This window comes from Leclercia sp. CFBP8987, assembly GCF_034044995.2.
Lineage (GTDB): Bacteria > Pseudomonadota > Gammaproteobacteria > Enterobacterales > Enterobacteriaceae > Enterobacter > Enterobacter tamurae.
Window position 1 is genome coordinate 1,961,307 of sequence record NZ_CM188255.1, and the last position, 17,652, is coordinate 1,978,958.

Annotated in this window: 13 protein-coding genes and 1 other RNA gene; 4 read left to right on the forward strand and 10 right to left on the reverse strand. The window is 59.5% G+C overall.

The window, feature by feature from the left end:
• Nucleotides 1-2: 2 nt before the first annotated feature.
• Nucleotides 3-1,445, forward strand: coding sequence for a protein adenylyltransferase SelO (selO, locus tag SOM40_RS09400; RefSeq protein ID WP_320457007.1), 1,443 nt, complete (start codon nt 3-5; stop codon nt 1,443-1,445).
• Here the strand turns inward: selO and SOM40_RS09405 are convergent.
• The 8 genes from SOM40_RS09405 to ppsR all read right to left on the reverse strand — a co-directional run bounded on the left by SOM40_RS09405 (nt 1,442) and on the right by ppsR (nt 9,537).
• Nucleotides 1,442-2,221, reverse strand: a complete 780-nt coding sequence (locus SOM40_RS09405; protein ID WP_320457006.1) for a heme ABC transporter ATP-binding protein — start codon at nt 2,219-2,221, stop codon at nt 1,442-1,444. The genes selO and SOM40_RS09405 overlap by 4 nt on opposite strands.
• On the reverse strand, nt 2,214-3,206 hold the full coding sequence (locus SOM40_RS09410; protein ID WP_320457005.1) for a FecCD family ABC transporter permease: 993 nt from the start codon (nt 3,204-3,206) through the stop codon (nt 2,214-2,216). The genes SOM40_RS09405 and SOM40_RS09410 overlap by 8 nt, the downstream gene beginning before the upstream one ends.
• Nucleotides 3,206-4,027, reverse strand: a complete 822-nt coding sequence (locus tag SOM40_RS09415; RefSeq protein ID WP_166182240.1) for a heme/hemin ABC transporter substrate-binding protein — start codon at nt 4,025-4,027, stop codon at nt 3,206-3,208. Before SOM40_RS09415 ends, SOM40_RS09410 begins: the two co-directional genes overlap by 1 nt.
• On the reverse strand, nt 4,024-5,052 hold the full coding sequence (gene chuS, locus SOM40_RS09420) for a hematinate-forming heme oxygenase ChuS (protein ID WP_320457004.1): 1,029 nt from the start codon (nt 5,050-5,052) through the stop codon (nt 4,024-4,026). Before chuS ends, SOM40_RS09415 begins: the two co-directional genes overlap by 4 nt.
• Before the next feature lie 48 nt (nt 5,053-5,100).
• Nucleotides 5,101-7,086 carry a TonB-dependent hemoglobin/transferrin/lactoferrin family receptor gene (locus tag SOM40_RS09425; RefSeq protein WP_320457003.1) on the reverse strand — a complete coding sequence of 662 codons (1,986 nt, stop codon included), beginning with the start codon at nt 7,084-7,086 and terminating at the stop codon, nt 5,101-5,103.
• A 70-nt stretch (nt 7,087-7,156) separates the two neighbouring features.
• Nucleotides 7,157-7,393, reverse strand: coding sequence for a hemin uptake protein HemP (hemP, locus tag SOM40_RS09430; RefSeq protein WP_320457002.1), 237 nt, complete (start codon nt 7,391-7,393; stop codon nt 7,157-7,159).
• 110 nt (nt 7,394-7,503) lie between these two features.
• On the reverse strand, nt 7,504-8,550 hold the full coding sequence (gene aroH, locus SOM40_RS09435) for a 3-deoxy-7-phosphoheptulonate synthase AroH (protein WP_320457001.1): 1,047 nt from the start codon (nt 8,548-8,550) through the stop codon (nt 7,504-7,506).
• Between the two features lie 153 nt (nt 8,551-8,703).
• Nucleotides 8,704-9,537, reverse strand: a complete 834-nt coding sequence (gene ppsR / locus SOM40_RS09440; RefSeq protein ID WP_106993648.1) for a posphoenolpyruvate synthetase regulatory kinase/phosphorylase PpsR — start codon at nt 9,535-9,537, stop codon at nt 8,704-8,706.
• Nucleotides 9,538-9,875: 338 nt separating this feature from the next.
• Between ppsR and ppsA the strand changes: the two genes are divergently transcribed.
• Entirely contained in the window at nt 9,876-12,254 is a 2,379-nt protein-coding gene (ppsA, locus tag SOM40_RS09445) for a phosphoenolpyruvate synthase (RefSeq protein ID WP_225758992.1), read from the forward strand.
• Nucleotides 12,255-12,366: 112 nt separating this feature from the next.
• Here the strand turns inward: ppsA and rprA are convergent.
• Nucleotides 12,367-12,477: antisense sRNA RprA (gene rprA / locus SOM40_RS09450), an RNA gene on the reverse strand.
• 188 nt (nt 12,478-12,665) lie between these two features.
• Entirely contained in the window at nt 12,666-13,778 is a 1,113-nt protein-coding gene (gene ydiK / locus SOM40_RS09455; RefSeq protein WP_225758991.1) for an AI-2E family transporter YdiK, read from the reverse strand.
• A gap of 207 nt (nt 13,779-13,985) precedes the next feature.
• Between ydiK and ydiJ the strand changes: the two genes are divergently transcribed.
• Together ydiJ and menI are read left to right on the forward strand one after the other, a co-directional pair.
• Nucleotides 13,986-17,042, forward strand: a complete 3,057-nt coding sequence (gene ydiJ / locus SOM40_RS09460; RefSeq protein WP_320457000.1) for a D-2-hydroxyglutarate dehydrogenase YdiJ — start codon at nt 13,986-13,988, stop codon at nt 17,040-17,042.
• On the forward strand, nt 17,039-17,449 hold the full coding sequence (gene menI / locus SOM40_RS09465) for a 1,4-dihydroxy-2-naphthoyl-CoA hydrolase (protein ID WP_106993653.1): 411 nt from the start codon (nt 17,039-17,041) through the stop codon (nt 17,447-17,449). The genes ydiJ and menI overlap by 4 nt, the downstream gene beginning before the upstream one ends.
• Nucleotides 17,450-17,652 lie beyond the last annotated feature (203 nt).

Genomic DNA, 17,652 nt, shown 5'->3' on the forward strand with positions numbered 1-17,652 from the left:
CTATGACCCTGTCTTTTACCGCGCACTGGCATGACGAATTACCCGGTTTTTATACGGCTCTGAAACCCACTCCCCTGAATAATGCTCGCCTGATCTGGCATAACACAGCGCTGGCCGCCGAACTGGCGATCCCGGACTCGCTGTTTAGCCCCGAGCAGGGCGCTGGCGTCTTTGGCGGCGAAACCCTGCTGCCGGGCATGCAGCCGCTGGCACAGGTCTACAGCGGCCATCAGTTCGGCGTCTGGGCCGGACAGTTGGGGGACGGGCGGGGGATCCTGCTCGGCGAACAGCAGCTGGCCAACGGGCAAACGATGGACTGGCACCTTAAAGGGGCCGGACTAACCCCTTATTCACGGATGGGCGACGGGCGCGCCGTGCTGCGCTCAACCATCCGCGAAAGCCTGGCCTCAGAAGCCATGCACTATCTCGGGATCCCCACCACCCGCGCGCTGTCGATCGTCACCAGCGACACGCCGGTGGCGCGTGAGACTATGGAGCAGGGGGCGATGCTGATCCGCACCGCTCAGAGCCACGCCCGCTTCGGTCATTTCGAGCACTTCTACTATCGCCGCGAGCCGGAGAAAGTTCGCCAACTGGCGGATTTTGTCATCAAGCATCACTGGCCGCAGTTGCAGGACGACGCCGATAAATACATCCTCTGGTTCCGGGATGTGGTGGCGCGGACCGCCGCGCTGATCGCCAGCTGGCAGACGGTCGGCTTTGCTCACGGGGTGATGAACACCGATAACATGTCGATCCTCGGTCTGACGATGGATTACGGCCCGTACGGTTTCCTTGACGACTACCAGCCGGGCTATATCTGTAACCACTCCGACTATCAGGGCCGCTACAGCTTTGATAACCAGCCGGCAGTGGGTATCTGGAACCTGCAGCGTCTGGCGCAGTCCCTGTCACCGTTTATCGATGTTGACGCTCTCAACGATGCGCTGGATGGCTATCAGGAGGTCCTGCTGCAGCAGTACGGCAAACTGATGCGCCGCAAGCTGGGGCTGATGACTCAGGAGAAGGGCGACAACGAGCTTCTGAATACCCTGTTTGCGCTGATGGCGCGGGAAGGCAGCGACTACACCCGCACCTTCCGTATGCTGGGGCAAACCGAGCAGCACAGCGCTGCCTCACCGTTACGTGACGAGTTTATCGACCGGCAGGCCTTTGATGACTGGTTTGCGACTTATCGCACGCGTCTCCAGCAGGAGAACATCGCCGATGATGAGCGTCAGGCGCAGATGAATGCCGTTAATCCGGCAATGGTGCTGCGCAACTGGCTGGCGCAGCGGGCGATTGAGCAGGCGGAGAAAGGGGATTACGCCGAGCTGCACCGGTTACACGAAGCCCTCCGGACACCGTTTGCCGATCGCAGCGATGATTATGTCAGCCGCCCACCCGACTGGGGTAAGCGGCTGGAAGTGAGTTGCTCGAGTTAGGGCGCGAGAAACACCTGGGGGGTAGCGTTCAACGGATGCTGCCCCACATGCACCTGCGCCCCGTACCAGCGTGCCAGGTCATCAGCCTGCAGCACCGCTGGCGGCGTTCCCTGAGAGACAATTCGCCCCTCATGCAGGAGCACAATCCGGTCGGCCCATAAGGCGGCCAGATTGAGATCGTGCAGCACTACGCAGACGTGCAAATTCCTTTGCGCAGTCAACGCCTTCAGCAGCCGCAGCAGATGCTGCTGGTGGTAAAGATCCAATGCCGAGGTCGGCTCATCGAGAAACAACCAGCCCCGCGGTGCGCCGTGGCACCACAGCTGTGCCAGCGCCCGGGCGAGCTGAACGCGCTGCTGCTCTCCCCCCGACAGGGCCCCATACTGACGACCGGCCAGCGGCTCACAGCCGGTAAGCTGCATCACCTCGCTGACGATCTGCGGCTCAGGCTGACTCGTCCAGGGAGAACGTCCCATCCCGATCACCGCTTCTACCGGCCAGTCAAAGCCCAACTGAGTTTGCTGGCGCATCACCGCCCGCTGGCGCGATAGCGCCTGGGTGCTCCACCCCGTCAGCGGCTTTCCGTCCAGCAGACAGCGCCCGGCATCCGGCTTAAGAAAGCCGGTTAACAGGCGTAGCAGGGTCGATTTCCCCGCGCCGTTGGGACCGATAAGCGCTAGCAGCTCGCCCCGGGCGAGCGACAGCGTGACGTCACGCACTACCGCCCGGTCTGCCACGCGATAAGACAAGCCTTTAGCAATAAAGGATTCACCCATGCTGACCTCCACGGCTGAAAATTAGCCACAGGAACCAGGGGGCACCAAGAATGCTGGTCAGTAATCCTACCGGCATCTCCGCCGGGGCGACCAGCGTCCGCGCGGCGGTATCAGCGATCAGCAGCAGAAACGCCCCCGCCAGCACCGAACCGGGGATCACCGCCCGGTGATCGGAGCCCAGCCACATCCGCATCAGGTGCGGTACCACCAGGCCAATAAAACCGATCACTCCGCTGACCGCCACCGCAGCGGCCACCAGCAGGGCGCTGCACAGAAGCAACACACGCTGAACGAGCCGCACGTCAATACCCAGATAGTGCGCTTCCTCCTCGCCCAGTTGCAGCAGATTAAGGGCCGATGCCAGCCGCCAGATCACCAGCACGGTGGGGATCATCAGCGAGGTGACCGCCAGCAGAGTGGACCACTGGGCCTGGCCGAGGCTGCCCATTCCCCACAGTGAGAGCTGGCGCAGCTGGGCGTCGTTACTGACCCAGGAGAGCACGCCCACCGCCGCGCCGCACAGGGCGTTGATGGCGATCCCCACCAGCAGCAGCCGCGAGAGCGAACTCTCCCGCTGCTGGCTGAGCAGGAAGATCACGATTGTTGCCGCCAGCGCGCCGAGAAAGGCCGCCAGCATCGGGGCGTAAAGCATCAGCAGGGCGGGGAGGGTTATTGGCAACACCACCCACAGGGCGACGGCGCAGGCGGCACCGCTGCTGATCCCCAGCAATCCAGGATCGGCGAGCGGATTGCGGAACAGCCCCTGCATCACACAGCCCGCCAGCGCCAGCGAGCCGCCAATCACCAGCGCCAGCAGCACCCGGGGCAGGCGAATGGTGAGCCAGATCTGGCGCAGCGCCTCGTCACTGTTGCTCCACAGCAGGGATACCGGCAGGCGCAACGCGCCAAAACCGGTGGCCAGCAGCGTCATCACCGCCAGCGCCATTGCCAGTCCCCACAGGGAATAGCCGATCCGGCGAGGCATCAGGGCAACTGCCCGGCTTTGCTGCGCAGCTGCCCGATGGCCTGCGGGGTGCGCACGCTAAACCCGAGCAGCGCCATATCGTCAATCTGCAACACCTGTTTATTACGCCCGGCCGGGGTTTGCGCCAGACCTGGCAGCTTCCACAGATTCGCCTCTCCGCCCATCGCCTTTACGCCATCCTGTGAAATCACCACCAGATCGGGCTGGCTGGCAATCACCCCTTCCTGGGAGAGCGGCTGATAGCGGGAGAACCCCTGCATGGCGTTTTGCAGACCGGCCGCGCGGATCGCCGCATCAGCACCGGTATCCTGCCCGGCGGCCATAGCGGTCATCCCACCATGGTTGAGGATAAACAGCACCCGCTTATTGATCGGTGAGGTGGGCAGTGCGGCCAGCTCCTGCTGCAGGCGCTGGCGCAGGGCTTCCCCTTGTGCAACGCGGTGCGTCGCCTGGGCCACCACCCGCACTTTCTCGTCGATTACGCTGAGGGCGTTACTGCCCGGCACCGTCACCACATTAACCTGACTCTGCCCGACCTGTTTCAGGGCCAGAGACGGCTGCGCCTGGGCGCTGGCTAACACCAGCGTAGGGCGCATCGCCAGGATCCCCTCGGCATTGAGCTGGCGCAGGTAGCCCACGTCCGGCAGGGCGGTGACCTGCTCCGGCCACTGGCTGGTGCTGTCGCGCGCCACCAGCGAACCTTCGGCCCCCAGGGCGTAGACAATCTCCGTCACGTCGCCGCCAAGGGCAACGATCTTCTCCTGCGCGGCGCCAAAGGCGGCCAGCGGGAGCGCGACAAGGACGGCGAGCAGTTTTCTCATGCGGCCAGCCCTTTTACCGTCAGGGCGTCGATCTGCGAACGCCACTGGCTCTGCTCAGGCTCGCCTTCCGTGCGCTGACCGTACAGCTGGGCGATCTGGGTTCCGTCGGCGGCAAAGAGTTCGAGGCTGGTGACATGGCCATCGGCGGTGGGTTTGCGCGTCACCCAGCTTTCGGCGATGGTCTCCTCCAGCAGATGCAGGGTAAAAGCCGGGTTGAAGATATTCAGCCAGCCCTTCATCGGCACCACTTTCTCGACCGCGCCGGTGAAGATCTGTACGCAACCGCGGTTGCCGACGAAAATCATGATTTCGTTGCCATCCTCACGGGCGCTGTTCAGCAGCCGGGACAGGGCGCTGTTATCCACCTGACAGGCCAGATCGTCACCCACCAGACGGAACGCCTGCTGACGGGTCAGGCTGTGGCGCTTCAGCAGGCCAAAGAACTGGTGCACGTCGGTCATGGCGCGCCACTCGCTGTCTACCGTTGGCGCATCAGCGCTGGCCACGTTGACTGCCGGATCGGTAGCTTTCAGCGCCAGCGGCGGGTTATCGGCAAAGATAAAGCGCGACAGCACGTCGCCCCAGGCGGAGACGTCGGTGTTATCGGTGGTGTAGACCTTCAGCAGGGCGTCGCCCTGATGGTCGAAAAACTGGATACTCTGACGTTCGCCACGGGCGGTGGTCTCGGTGATATGAAACGCGCTGGCCCACTGGTGGAGGAACAGACGCAGATCCAGGGCGCGCGGGTTGAGTACCAGTCCGGCGTGGCCATTCAGGTGCTGATGGGTAAAGGTGCCTACCTGCTCGTGGACCGCGTATTGGTTACGGCAGATGCATTTGGTTTCACCCACGGCTTCCAGCGCGCCGAGGATCTCGCGGATTTCGCCGTGCAGACGCCACGCATCGTGGCCTACCCGGGCCCAGGTCAGTTCGGCTTCACTGATGTTCATCAGGGCAGCGATATCACGCGCGTATTTCCCGGGATTCTGTTCTTTTAGTTCAAGCCAGCGTGTGTAGTGATTCATTGTCTCTTCCTTCGGGATAAATGCCCCGGCCGAACCGGGGCAGGGTAATTACCACTGATAACTCACGAAAATCTTGCCGTTGCGGCCATCCTGCGGGATGCCCTGCGGAGACCAGTACTCTTTGTCGAAAGCGTTGCCGAGCACCAGGGTGGTGGTCACACCTTTCAGCGCCTGCTGCCCCTGATAGCTGACGTAGAAATCATTCACCGCGTAGCCCGGCTGGTGGCTGTAGCTGCTGCTCACGTGGGTGGAACGATCGGCGAAGGTGCCGATCCAGCCGACGCTAAAGCCGCTCTGCGCCAGCGGGACATCCAGCTTGCTGGAGACGGTGTCCGGGCTGATGCTGGAGATGTACTCGCCGGTGTCGCTGTCTTTGCCGCGGGTGCGGTTATAGGCCAGGTCGAGGTTGAACAGGCTGGCGGAGTATTTCGCCATCAGGTCCCAGCCCCAGATTTTGGCGTTCGGCACGTTGTACGACATGGTGGTCGCAGCGGCAAAATCGACGGTGGTGGAGATGTAATCTTTGGCATGGGTATCAAAGTAGCTGGCTTTAAACTCCAGTGCATCGTTTGCCAACAGTAGATCGTCAAAGCGCAGACCAAACCCGTACTCCTGGGTTTCGTTAGTTTCCGGGCGCAGGTTCGGGTTCGGCACCCAGTAGTTGGTGTAGAACCGGCCAATGGAGAAATGTTTGGCGTCGTTATACATTTCGCCCATCGTCGGGGCGCGGAAGGCCTGGGCATAAGAGCCGAACAGCATCAGCCAGTCCGCGGGGGAGACGGTGATCCCGGCGCGCGAGGACCATTTATCGGCGTCCACATCGTCATAGCCATCGCTGCTGCCGCGGTAGTTATCGTAGCGGGTACCGCCCAGCAGGGTGATCGGCAGATCGCGCAGGGTGATCTCATCCTGGATCCAGCCTGAGCTGAAATCGATGCTCGCATCCGGGAAGCCGGTGGTGGCACCGGACGGCTCCTGCTCCTGACGGTAATACTCCCCGCCGTAGGTCAGCAGGTGCGAGGCGAAGGAGTCGGTGAACAGGCGGGTGCGGTTCTCCACTTTGCCGCCTTTGGTGGTCTGCTGGCGGAATTCGCCGCTGCCGTCGATATTCTGGGCATTGATACGCGCTTCAGACCAGTAAAGGCGGGCATCGGCGTTCAGCCAGTCGTTGCCTGCCGGGGCTAGGTGATACCCGAGCTGCACGTCCCGCTGAATGGTGGAGCGGTCGGTCATCGGATTGCTATTGTCGTCCGCCTCGATGGTCTGCGGGTTTTTCGGCTCCTGCGCGGCGTTGTTGTAGTAACGCAGCGAGCCGCTCAGGGACTGGGCCTGATCCATCTGCCAGCTGCCTTTCGCCAGCATATTGTTGATCGATTCGTCATTCGGCGCGGTACCGCCGCCACCCTGGCGGATATCTCCGCGATCCCGGCTCGACCAGGCCACCAGACCGTCGAGGGTGTCGGTACGGCCAAAGGCGCTGGCCCCCATGCCGAGGCTGTGATCGCCGGTGGCGGCGGTACCAAATACGCGGTAGCCGCTGGTTTGTCCGGCCTGGAGCAGATCTTTCGCGTCGGCGGTGTCATAGGCGATCACCCCGCCCATCGCGCCGCTGCCGTACAGCAGCGCCGAGGGTCCGCGCACGATCTCGATACGCTTGATCAGCGCCGGGTCGAGGAAGGTACTGTTCAGGTGACCGGTATCGGTGCCCTGACGCACGCCGTCCACCAGCACCAGTACGCCGCGACGATCGTATCCGCGCAGATTGACGTCCTGGCCGTTGGTGCGCCCGGTGCCGTCCAGAGTCAGGCCGGGCACGTGGCGCAGCAGATCGGCGGCGGAGCTGGCGGTTTGATTTTCCGGGTCGGTAGCATCAATGACGCTGACCATCATCGGGGCTTCAAAGGCGCTGCGGGCATTGCCGGTGGCGGTAACGGTCATGTCGTCGGTGGCGGCAACCGCCGCTCCCGGCAGGGCACTGACAATCGCCAGCGCCAGCAGCGACGGGCGTAAAGACGCGGTATTCAGGTATGGCATGAGCCACTCTCCATTTAAAAGTGAAAAGCGCTGGCTGCCTGGGGGAACCTGGGTGGCTGGCGGGGGGAACTTATTTTGTGAGGATCAATTTTCCGGCATGTGTCTGACGCAGCAGGTAGTGCTGGCCGTCATGCTCAATTATGACGCGGCCTTCCTCGCCCAACAGCTGTTTACTGTTGATGCGACGGTCGGTTGCGCCTGGGGCAGGCTGTGTTTTGTCTTCAGGACGAGTGAGCGTTGCTGCAGTGTTATCCATACGTGACATAATGTTTTTCAAAATAGCAATCAATGTAACAATGATAATCATTATCAACAAATCGATTTTGACGGCAAGCGTTTTATGAAAAAACAGTGAGGTGGGAATGGTGCGGCCTGGGAAAAAGCCGGGTAAGGCGAAGCCGCCACCCGGCAGGGTTTTTAAAAACGACTATCAACTGCAGAGGCAAGTTTATCCAGCAACACCTCGGTATCTTCCCAGCTCAGGCAAGGGTCGGTAATTGACTGACCGTAGGTGATGGGCTGACCGACCACCACTTTTTGCGTGCCTTCGCGCAGGAAGCTTTCGGCCATGATCCCGGCGATAGCGGTTGAGCCGTTGCGGATCTGCTGGCAAATCTCATCGCAGACGTCCAGCTGACGGCGGTGCTGTTTCTGGCAGTTGCCGTGGCTGAAATCCACCACTAGCTGCTCGGGCAGGTCGAACTCACGCAGGGTATCGCAGGCTTCCGCCAGATCCTGAGAGTGATAATTCGGCTGTTTGCCGCCGCGCATGATGATGTGCCCGTACGGGTTGCCGCTGGTCTGATAGATAGTCATCTGACCGGTCTTGTCCGGAGACAGGAACATATGGCTGGCCCGCGCGGCGCGGATGGCGTCCACCGCGATACGGGTATTACCGTCGGTACCGTTTTTAAAGCCCACCGGGCAGGAGAGCGCCGAGGCCATTTCACGGTGGATCTGGCTTTCGGTGGTGCGGGCGCCAATGGCCCCCCAGCTAATCAGATCGGCGATAAACTGTCCGGTCACCATATCGAGGAATTCGGTGGCGGTAGGCACGCCCAGCTCGTTGACCTGCAGCAGCAGCTTGCGCGCCAGCTGAATGCCGTGATTCACCCGGTAGCTGCCGTTCAGATCGGGATCGGAGATCAGCCCTTTCCAGCCCACAACGGTGCGCGGCTTCTCAAAGTAAGTGCGCATCACGATTTCCAGACGGGAGTGGTGTTTATCCCGCAGTTCTTTCAGGCGCTGGGCATAGTCCATTGCGGCATCAAGGTCGTGAATAGAGCAGGGGCCAACAATCACCAGCAGGCGGCGATCTTCCCCGTTAAGGATTTTTTCAATACGTTTGCGTGACGTTGTCACGTTTTCTGCCACTGCCGCAGAAACAGGGTACCGCTGGGCCAGTTCAGCTGGCGTGACCAGACTATCGATACGCGCTGTGCGGAGTTCATCGGTTTTATTCATGGTATTTCTCAGAATGTAGTGCTTCATCGGTAGCTTACCGGGAAGTGATGGGCATCACCTTAAACCAATCCCCGCTGAATTCAAGTGCAGGGCACCTGCGTGCCCTGTGATGGAGTGGGAGTATAAAGGATTATGGACTTGTGTACTAGCCTGTTAGTACATGCGGCGGTTGAGGCCCATAATGTCGAGGATTTTGGTGGCGATCTCTTCTACCGAATAGTTGGTACTGTTCAGCCACGGAATGTTGTTCTTGCGGTACAGGGCTTCGACTTCGGCGACTTCCAGACGGCACTGGCGCATTGAGGCGTAGCGGCTGTTCTCCCGGCGCTCTTCGCGGATCGCCGCCAGCCGCTCCGGGTTAATGGTCAGGCCGAAGAGCTTATGCTGCAGGGGTTTCAGCGCTGCCGGGAGGACGAGATTGTCCATGTCGTCGGCAATAAAGGGGTAGTTCGCCGCGCGGATCCCGAACTGAAGCGCCAGATAGAGGCTGGTGGGGGTTTTACCGCAGCGCGAAACGCCGAGCAGAATGACCTGGGCCTGATCGAGATTACGCATTGAGATACCGTCATCGTGGGCGAGGGTGTAATCAATGGCGGCGATACGGGCGTCATACTTGATGATATTCGCCGGGTTCAGGCCGTGGGTACGGTGTGCCACCGGGGTCGGATCCAGCTTCAGCTCCTCCTGCAATGGGGCCACCAGCGCCTGGACAATGTCCTGACAGAAGCCTTCACTTTGCAGAATGATATTGCGGATTTCCGGGATCACGATCGAGTAGAACACCAGCGGACGTTCACCGGTCTGCTGGAAAATGGCGTCAATTTGATCTTTCACCGCTCGGGCACGGCTCTCGTTTTCCACGAACGGCAGCGTGATGCTGTTGATAGAGACCGGGAATTGCGACATCACCGCATGGCCCAACACTTCGGCGGTGATTGCCGTACCATCGGAAATATAAAAAACGTGGCGATCGACAGCATTATCCATTTTGCACACTCTGTATATCAGATGTAATTGACTGAAAGCATAAATTAAAGAAGTAAAATACAACAGTCAACGCCGGACGGAAATTAAAAATGAAACGCTATTTTTATTTTTAATGAAAGGGGTGTTTCATTTTTCAAAATCACCCTAAAGTCTGAGTTTTTTTGTGGGATTCCATAAGAATCATCAGGTTAGGATTTAAGCGGGAACAGTCTGAAAAGCTAAAAAATAAAAGTGCTTACACGATTCACCGTTTTTTTAGCGCGAATAAATATGACAGTATAAATACGCAGTAAGGAGTTTCTTAAAACCCGTTCATATATCACAAAAGGATTGTTTCGATGTCCAACAATGGCTCGTCACCGCTGGTGCTTTGGTATAACCAACTCGGCATGAATGATGTAGACAGAGTTGGAGGCAAAAATGCCTCCCTGGGTGAAATGATTACGAATCTGTCCAGTATGGGTGTCTCCGTACCGAATGGATTTGCGACTACCGCCGATGCCTTTAACTATTTTCTGGACCAAAGCGGCGTAAACCAGCGCATTTACGAACTACTGGATAACACGGACATTGATGATGTCTCTGAGCTTGCAAAGGCCGGGACCCAAATCCGCCAGTGGATCATCGATACACCTTTCCAGCCTGAACTGGAACAAGCCATTCACGACGCCTACAACCAGCTCTCTGCTGATGATGCGCAGGCCTCCTTTGCCGTGCGCTCCTCTGCTACCGCAGAAGACATGCCGGACGCCTCGTTCGCCGGGCAGCAGGAGACCTTCCTCAACGTGCAGGGCTACGATGCCGTGCTGGTGGCAGTAAAACATGTGTTTGCCTCCCTGTTTAACGACCGCGCGATCTCCTACCGCGTGCATCAGGGTTATGACCACCGCGGCGTGGCGCTGTCGGCAGGCGTGCAGCGCATGGTGCGTTCGGATCTGGCCTCGTCAGGCGTGATGTTCTCTATTGATACCGAATCGGGTTTCGATCAGGTGGTCTTTATCACCTCCGCCTGGGGTCTGGGCGAGATGGTGGTGCAGGGTGCCGTTAACCCGGACGAGTTCTACGTTCACAAGCCAACTCTGGCAGCGGATCGCCCGGCTATCGTGCGTCGCACCATGGGCTCGAAAAAAATCCGCATGATCTATGCTCCGACTCAGGAGCATGGCAAGCAGGTGCGGATTGAAGATGTGCCGCAGGAGCAGTGCGACCGCTTCTCGCTGACCGATGCCGAAGTGCAGGAGCTGGCGAAGCAGGCGGTGCAGATCGAGAAGCACTATGGCCGTCCGATGGATATCGAATGGGCCAAAGATGGCAACACCGGCAAACTGTTTATCGTCCAGGCGCGTCCGGAAACCGTGCGTTCCCGCGGTCAGGTGATGGAGCGTTATACGCTGCATGCCCAGGGTAACATCATCGCGGAAGGCCGCGCCATCGGCCACCGCATCGGCGCTGGCCCGGTGAAAGTCATCCACGACATCAGCGAAATGAACCGTATCCAGCCGGGCGACGTGCTGGTGACCGACATGACCGACCCGGACTGGGAACCGATCATGAAAAAGGCGGCGGCGATTGTCACCAACCGTGGCGGGCGTACCTGTCACGCAGCGATCATCGCCCGCGAGCTGGGCATCCCGGCCGTGGTGGGCTGCGGTGACGCCACCGAGCGCATGAAGGACGATCAGAACGTGACCGTCTCCTGTGCCGAAGGCGATACCGGCTACGTCTACGCCGAGATCCTCGACTTTAGTGTGAAGAGCTCCAGCGTGGACACCATGCCGGACCTGCCGCTGAAGATCATGATGAACGTCGGTAACCCGGACCGCGCCTTTGACTTCGCCTGTCTGCCAAACGAAGGCGTTGGCCTGGCGCGTCTGGAGTTCATCATCAACCGTATGATTGGGGTTCACCCGCGCGCGCTGCTGGAGTTTGACGACCAGGATCCGAAGCTGCAGAAAGAGATCCGCGAGATGATGAAGGGTTACGACTCGCCGAAAGAGTTCTATGTTGGCCGTCTGACCGAAGGGATCGCCACTCTGGGCGCAGCCTTCTACCCGAAACGCGTCATTGTGCGTCTCTCCGACTTCAAATCTAACGAATATGCCAACCTGGTGGGCGGCGAGCGTTATGAGCCGGAAGAAGAGAACCCGATGCTGGGCTTCCGCGGCGCCGGTCGCTATGTCTCTGACAGCTTCCGCGACTGCTTTGCGCTGGAGTGCGAGGCGGTGAAACGCGTGCGTAATGACATGGGGCTGACCAACGTCGAGATCATGGTGCCGTTCGTGCGTACTGTCGATCAGGCGAAAGCGGTTGTCGACGAGCTGGCCCGTCAGGGGCTGAAGCGCGGCGAGAATGGCCTCAAAATCATCATGATGTGTGAGATCCCGTCCAACGCCCTGTTGGCCGATCAGTTCCTGGAACACTTCGACGGCTTCTCTATCGGCTCCAACGATATGACGCAGCTGGCGCTGGGTCTGGACCGTGACTCTGGCGTAGTCTCTGCGCTGTTTGATGAGCGTAACGAAGCGGTGAAAGCGCTGCTGTCGATGGCCATCCGCGCGGCGAAGAAACAGGGTAAATACGTTGGCATCTGCGGTCAGGGACCTTCCGACCATGAAGACTTTGCAGCCTGGCTGATGGAAGAGGGGATCGACAGTCTGTCCCTGAACCCGGACACCGTGGTGCAGACCTGGCTGAGCCTGGCGGAACTGAACAAGTAACGTCACGTTTCTGCAACGCATAAAGGCGAGGACTTCGGTCCTCGCCTTTTTTATTCAGAGCGCACTAACCCGCTGTAATGACGAGTTTTTCTTTATAGTTGCCGAATTCTGGATAAAAAAAAGCCCACCGTGGGAGGCGGGCAAAGACTACACACAGCAATTCGTTGTTTCACTCAGGGGATTTCCATGCTTATAAATCAAGGTGTTGTTGATTCATAACCGTGACCTAATAGTAGGCATGGTGAATTTTTGCGTCGATCAGATTCGTCTCAATAGTTTAAAGAAAGTGAAGATTTTATGAGGGGAATGAGGCAATTGCAGATAAAAGCGGGTTAAGCCGCGCTTAAGGGAAATCCAAATGATAAGTGGCGCTTAACATTCTGGTGGGCGAACCCACCAGAACGAGGGAAATTACTTTCTCAGCTCTCGCTCGTCCTGAAGCCTCTGGAGCAGGACATCCGGGTCAGTTGGCGGGAGCGGCACTTCCTGCACCCATGCGGAGAACAGCCGCCAGGAGACCGCCAGCAGCACCGGCCCGATAAACAGACCGATCATCCCGAAGGCAATCAAGCCGCCAATAACGCCGGAGAGGATCAGGATTAACGGCAGGTCGGCACCCATCTTGATCAGGATCGGGCGAATGACGTTATCCATCGTACCCACCACGCAGCTCCAGACCAGCAGCACCGTGCCCCAGGTGGTATCACCGCTCCAGTAGAGCCAGACAATCGCCGGGACCAGTACCAGCAATGGACCCAGCTGCATCAGACAGGTTAACAGCATCAGCACCGTAAACAGGGTGGCGTACGGCACGCCGGCGATCGCCAGACCAATCCCGCCCAGCACCGACTGCACCAGCGCCGTTACCACCACGCCTAACGCCACCGCGCGCACGGCCTGCGCCGCCAGCAGCATCGCCGCATCGCCACGGGCCGACGCCAGACGTGTCGCAAAATGACGAACCCCGAGCGCCACCTGCTCGCCGCGCCAGTAGAGCAGGGCGCTGAACAGCAGCATCAGCACGCAGTGGACCACAAAGCGGCCCAGGTGCGCGGCGGTACCGACAAACCAGGTGGTGGTTGCGCCAATGTAGGGCCGCACTTTTGCCATGATCGCGCTGCCGCCCATGTCCAGCAGGTTATGCCAGCCTGCATAGAGCTTATCGCCAATCAGCGGAATGTCGTTCAGCCAGTCCAGCGTCGGGAGCGTCATCTCCCCGCTGGTGAAGTTAGCGATCAGCGGACCGCTGCCGTCCACCAGGCTGTTAACGAGTAAGGCGACAGGAATAACAAACAGCAGCACCAGCAGCAGCGTCATTACCAGCACGGCCAGCGCACGGCGACCAAACAGCAAACGCTCCAGCCGGAGAAAAAGCGGCCAGGTGGCGATAACCACCGTCCCCGCCCAGGCGAAGCCAAGAATGAAGGGTTGAACAATCCACAGACACGCAATAATCATGATTGCCAGAAACAGCACCGACAGCAAAACTTGTGCAACGTCCCTGGGCTGGTGTCGATTGACCATAGTTGAAATTTACCTTTGAAATACACCGGAAAGGCCGGTGAGAACAGGAAACCGCATCACTCTAATCATTAGTGATTTCAGCGATTTTTAACAGGCTGATTCTGCCTGTAATTCTGTCGGGCGCATATGAATAAAATGTGATACAAAATGTGAGATACAACGCAAACGATTATCTACAACAATTCAGATGGGGCAGGGTCGACAGTAATGATCCCACAAATTTCTCAGGCACCTGGCGTCGTTCAGCTGGTGGTCAATTTTTTGCAGGCTTTGGAGCAACAGGGTTTTACCGGCGATACCGCCACCAGTTATGCCGACAGGCTGACTATGGCGACCGACAACAGTATCTACCAGCTACTTCCCGATGCCGTCGTGTTTCCCCGTTCTACCGCTGATGTGGCCCTGCTGGCCCGTCTGGCCTCCCAGGAGCGTTTCGCTTCGCTGATCTTTACCCCCCGCGGTGGCGGCACCGGCACCAACGGCCAGGCGCTGAACACCGGCATCGTTGTCGATATGTCCCGCTATATGAACCGCATCATCGAGATCAACCCGGAAGAGGGGTGGGTGCGGGTAGAAGCCGGGGTGATCAAGGATCAGCTCAACCAGTATCTGAAGCCCTACGGCTACTTCTTTGCCCCGGAGCTCTCGACCAGTAACCGCGCCACCCTCGGCGGGATGATCAACACCGACGCCTCGGGTCAGGGCTCGCTGGTGTACGGCAAAACCTCCGATCACGTCCTCGGCGTGCGGGCGGTGCTGCTGGGGGGCGATATCCTTGATACCCAGCCCGTGCCGGTCGAACTGGCCGAGACGCTCGGTAAGGACAACACCACCGCCGGGCGCATCTACCGCACCGTGCTGGAGAGCTGCCGTGATAACCGTCAGCTGATTATCGATAAATTCCCGAAACTGAACCGCTTCCTGACCGGCTACGATCTGCGCCACGTCTTTAATGACGACCTGAGCCAGTTCGATCTGACCCGCATCCTGACCGGTTCCGAAGGCACACTGGCCTTTATCACCGAGGCGCGTCTCGACATCACCCGTCTGCCAAAAGTACGCCGTCTGGTGAACGTGAAGTACAACTCCTTTGATTCCGCGCTGCGCAATGCCCCCTTTATGGTGGATGCCCGCGCGCTGTCGGTTGAAACCGTCGATTCGAAAGTGCTCAACCTGGCGCGGGAAGATATCGTCTGGCACTCGGTCAGCGAGCTGATTACCGACGTGCCCGACAAAGAGATGCTGGGCCTGAATATCGTTGAGTTTGCCGGTGATGACGCTGCGCTTATCGAAAGCCAGGTCGAGGCCCTGTGCCAGCGGCTGGACGAGCTGATCGCCCGGGGCGAGGGCGGGGTGATTGGCTGGCAGCTGTGCAATGAGCTGGCCGGTATCGAGCGTATCTATGCGATGCGTAAAAAAGCGGTGGGCCTGCTGGGTAACGCCAAAGGCGCAGCCAAGCCGATCCCCTTTGCCGAGGATACCTGCGTTCCGCCGGAACACCTTGCCGACTACATTGTGGAATTTCGCGCCCTGCTCGACAGCCACGGCCTGAGCTACGGCATGTTCGGCCATGTCGACGCCGGGGTGCTGCACGTTCGTCCGGCGCTGGACATGTGCGATCCGCAGCAGGAGATGCTGATGAAGCGGATCTCCGATGAGGTCGTCGCGCTCACCGCGAAGTACGGCGGTCTGCTGTGGGGCGAGCACGGGAAAGGGTTCCGCGCAGAGTACAGCCCGGCCTTCTTTGGCGAGGCGCTGTTTGGCGAGCTACGCAAAATCAAGGCGGCCTTTGATCCGGACAACCGCCTTAATCCGGGTAAAATCTGCCCGCCAGCGGGCGTCGATGCCCCGATGATGCAGGTGGACGCGGTTAAACGCGGCACCTTCGATCGTCAGATCCCGATTGCGGTGCGCGCCTCCTGGCGCGGCGCGATGGAGTGTAACGGCAACGGCCTGTGCTTTAACTTCGATGCCAAAAGCCCGATGTGCCCCTCAATGAAGATCACCAGCAACCGTATCCACTCCCCGAAAGGGCGTGCGACCCTGGTGCGCGAGTGGCTGCGTCTGCTGGCCGACCGCGGCGTGGATCCCCTGGCGCTGGAGAAAGAGTTGCCGGAAAAACGCGCCAGCCTGCGCACCCTTGTCGAACGCACCCGCAACAGCTGGCATGCGCGCAAAGGGGAGTACGATTTCTCCCACGAAGTGAAAGAGGCGATGTCGGGCTGTCTCGCCTGTAAAGCCTGCTCCACCCAGTGCCCGATTAAGATCGACGTGCCGGAGTTCCGCTCGCGTTTCCTGCAGCTCTATCACAGCCGTTACCTGCGCCCGGTGCGCGATCACCTGGTGGCGACGGTTGAGAGCTATGCCCCGCTGATGGCCCGCGCACCGAAGACCTTCAACTTCTTTATCAACCAGCCGCTGGTGCGCAAGCTGTCCGAGAAGCATATCGGCATGATTGACCTGCCGCTGCTCTCCACCCCGTCCCTGCAGCGTCAGCTGGTGGGCCACCGCTCCGCCAATCTGACTCTGGAGCAACTGGAAGCCCTGAGTCCGGAGCAAAAAGCGAAAACCGTGCTGGTGGTGCAGGATCCCTTTACCAGCTATTACGATGCGCAGGTGGTGGCTGACTTTATCCGCCTGGTCGAGCGGTTAGGCTATCAGCCGGTACTCCTGCCGTTCTCACCGAACGGCAAAGCCCAGCACATCAAAGGATTCCTCAATCGTTTCGCCAAAACGGCGCAAAAAACCTCTGACTTCCTCAGCCGGGTGGCGCTGCTGGGAATGCCGATGGTCGGGGTCGATCCGGCGCTGGTGCTCTGCTATCGCGACGAGTACAAGCAGACCCTCGGCGACAAACGTGGTGAATTCCACGTGATGCTGGTGCATGAGTGGCTCCCGACGATTGTCGACGCGCAAACCACCCAGGAGACCAGCGGCGAATCCTGGTATCTGTTCAGCCACTGCACCGAAGTGACCGCGCTGCCGGGCGCGCCTGCCCAGTGGGCGACGATCTTTGCCCGCTTTGGGGCGAAGCTCGAGAGCGTGAGCGTCGGCTGCTGCGGGATGGCCGGGACCTACGGCCATGAGGTGGTGAATCATAAAAACTCGCTGGGGATCTATGAGCTCTCCTGGCACCAGGCGATGCAGCGCCTGCCGCGCAATCGCTGTCTGGCGACCGGCTATTCGTGTCGCAGCCAGGTCAAGCGCGTCGAGGGTAGCGGCGTGCGCCATCCGTTGCAGGCCTTACTGGAGATTATGGGATGATCTGGAAACGTGCGGTGACTCTGCAGGCGTTAAACGCCATGAGCGACGGGAACATGGTGGGGCTGCTGGACATTCAGTTCACCCGCATCGGCGAGGATGAGCTGGAGGCGACTATGCCGGTGGACAGCCGTACTCATCAGCCCTTTGGCCTGCTGCACGGCGGCGCATCGGTGGTGCTGGCCGAAACCCTGGGCTCGGTGGCAGGCTATCTCTGTACCGAAGGGGAGCAGAAGGTGGTGGGGCTGGAGGTGAATGCCAACCACATCCGTTCCGTGCGCAGCGGGCGGGTACGCGGTGTCTGTCGCGCGCTGCATACCGGCGGGCGGCATCAGGTGTGGCAGATTGACATCTTCGATGAACAGCAGCGTCTGTGCTGCTCGTCGCGGCTCACCACCGCGGTGGTATAAAACGAAAGGACGCTGTCGCGGCCTTTTTTCTTTTCTATCTTCTTGAAATTGCACCGCTTCCTGGCGGGCAGCAATTTATGTTAATTCGCGCCTCAAAGTTTATGAGACTATTCCTATGCTCCTTCAAGAGCTAAGCCAGTATGAGTGCCGGAGATAAGCGCCGGATGGAGCAAGAAGCCCTTAAGATTACCTTTGGTAGTCTT